The sequence below is a fragment of the Dactylosporangium sp. NPDC051484 genome (genome assembly GCF_040689395.1).
Taxonomy (GTDB): domain Bacteria; phylum Actinomycetota; class Actinomycetes; order Mycobacteriales; family Micromonosporaceae; genus Dactylosporangium.
This window is the reverse complement of sequence record NZ_JBFAZX010000083.1, coordinates 1-2,163: the sequence shown is the minus strand read 5'-3', so window position 1 is coordinate 2,163 and position 2,163 is coordinate 1. Positions and strand designations below refer to the sequence as shown.

At 63.1% G+C, this 2,163-nt stretch carries 2 protein-coding genes and 1 pseudogene; 2 read left to right on the top strand and 1 reads right to left on the bottom strand.

What is annotated here, in order from left to right:
* Both AB0367_RS38700 and AB0367_RS38695 read left to right on the top strand, forming a co-directional pair.
* A partial coding sequence (locus AB0367_RS38700) for a Hint domain-containing protein (RefSeq protein ID WP_366231496.1) occupies positions 1-1,068 on the top strand: 1,068 nt, incomplete at its 5' end.
* Entirely contained in the window at positions 1,068-1,436 is a 369-nt protein-coding gene (locus AB0367_RS38695; protein ID WP_366231495.1) for a hypothetical protein, read from the top strand. The genes AB0367_RS38700 and AB0367_RS38695, both read left to right, overlap by 1 nt.
* A gap of 369 nt (positions 1,437-1,805) precedes the next feature.
* Here the strand turns inward: AB0367_RS38695 and AB0367_RS38690 are convergent.
* Positions 1,806-2,163, bottom strand: a pseudogene (locus AB0367_RS38690) (hypothetical protein); the annotation flags it as partial.

The following is a 2,163-nucleotide window of genomic DNA, read 5'->3' as shown; positions in this document are numbered from 1 at the left end:
TGCTCCGCCGACCCCATCAACTGCACCGACCTCGACGGCAAATGGGGCTGGGGCAGCATCAAAAAAGCCCTGAACACCGTCGCCGTCGTCGCCTCGTACGCCTCCATGATCCCCGGCCCGATCGGCACCATCTGCGGCGTCGTCTCCGCAGTCGCCTACGTCGCCACCGGCAACTGGAAAGAAGCCGCCTGGGCCATCGCCGGAGCCGCAGCCGCCGTCGTCGGCGCCGGAGCCGCCGTCAAGGCCGCCAAGGTCGCCGTCACCGCGGTCAAAGCCTCCAGCAAGATCGGCAATTTCGGCCAGTCGGCGGCGCGGATCGGCCGGGGCTTTGCCCGGACGTTCTCGAAAACGTGCAGTTCCTTCGCGCCCGGCACGCCGGTGCTTATGGCGAACGGCACATGGCTTCCGATTGAAGTGGTAACGGAGGGTGATTGGGTTACCGCGATCGATCCGGTGACTGGAGAACGATCCGCGCAGCCGGTCCTAACAGTGTTCGAGACCCAGGGCGACAAACACCTCTTCGAGGTCGACCTCGACGGTGACTTGTTCGACACTCTGACAGTAACTGACAAACACCCAGTTCTAGTCGACGGCAAAGGTTGGGTGTACGCACGGGACCTGGTCGCTGGCTCCCCGCTGAGGATGGCGAACGGAGACATTATCGGGGTTCGTGGAGTTTATGACATCGGCCAAGTCGGCCAGGCGACCGTTTACAATCTGAATGTCGCCAACATCCACACCTATGTGGTCGGAGTCGACGGCGAGGGTTTGGTCGTCCACAACTCCTCGTGCTTCTCAAAAGTCCCGAGGATCTTCAAACAGAACAATTTCGGTCGCAAACTGCAAAACTCGAAGGTCTTCGGTTCTGAGTCATTCCTGTTCGGAAACAAGTTCTCCGGTCGCCCAGGCGCACGCCAGGGCGTCCTCAACAGGCAACACGCCCAGGTTCGTATCGGCTGGAGCGCCGAGGGCACGAAAAAGAAGTATGGTGTCAAAGGAGCTCGGCATACTTTCCGGATTGGTGTAGGTAAGAAGCACGCCAGTCTTTTCTATGGTAGGTGGTTCTGATGGAGTGGCCGGCGGCGGAGATCTCGACGCAGTTTCCGGCCGTTAGGATATCCACGCGGTTCCTCGAGAATGGGAGTACATGTACGATCGTGTCGACCCATGATGACGATCCGGATATCATTATCATCGCGTCGCCCGCGCTGCCCGATACTCAGATCATCTGCGATGAGTACACCTTCGACGGGATCCCGCGGCAGGACGTCGTAGAGTTCGTCGCGGCGATCTTGACGCGTTCCGCGCGGCTGTCGATCAGCAGGGGACTCTGGCGGTTCACGCAGCTGTCGGTGACAACCGCTGCCGGCACACACTTGGCGGGTCGGCGCTACAGGAACGACCTGGAGCCTTGGGAAGCCAGACTGATGAAATGAGTGCTGCGTATTTCGATCTCGACTTTGTTGCGTTGCCGGGTAGCCCGGGGGAATCTCACCCTGAGGTTCCCCCTTCGGATTGTGGGTCGACCCGCCGAGGCTGTTGTCAGCGCTCACGTAATTGGCCTACTGCTCGCTCGTCGTCCCCCGTCTCCGAGGCATGGCGTTCGCCGGCAGTTCGCTCGTCGCGCCCGCGACGGTCGTGACGAGCGGACAGAGAGAAGCAGCAGCGAGGAGGAGGTACGTGGGCGGGCAGGTCGGTCTGCCAGTCGCGCTCATCGGTGGCTTGATAGCCGCCATGACACCCGCGATCCGCCTGGGGTACGACGAGCGGCGACCAGAGCAATTACGTGAGCGTCCACAGCTGTGGGCGCCTTCGCGGAGCGGGTCCTGGAACTGGCCGCCGGCGATGAGCCCGAGGACGTGGCTGCCGTCGTAGTGGATGATCGTGTCGTCGCCGACCGCGGCGCGGATCGCGGCGAGATCGTGCGGGAACAGGCACATGAACTGGTCCAGGTACACCAGGTACGGCCGGGCGGCGGTGCGGGCCAGCGCGGCGAGCCGCTCCGGGTCGACTTGCCACGTCGCCCGGTTGTAGGGCAGCGGGACGGGCGCCGTTGCGTTGTGGGATCGGCGGACGTGTTGATCCCGTTCGGGTCCGCGGTCAGATTGCCCGGGCGAGTTCGGTGAACGCGGCTGCGACCTGCAGAGCGGGCGGGGAGTCGAG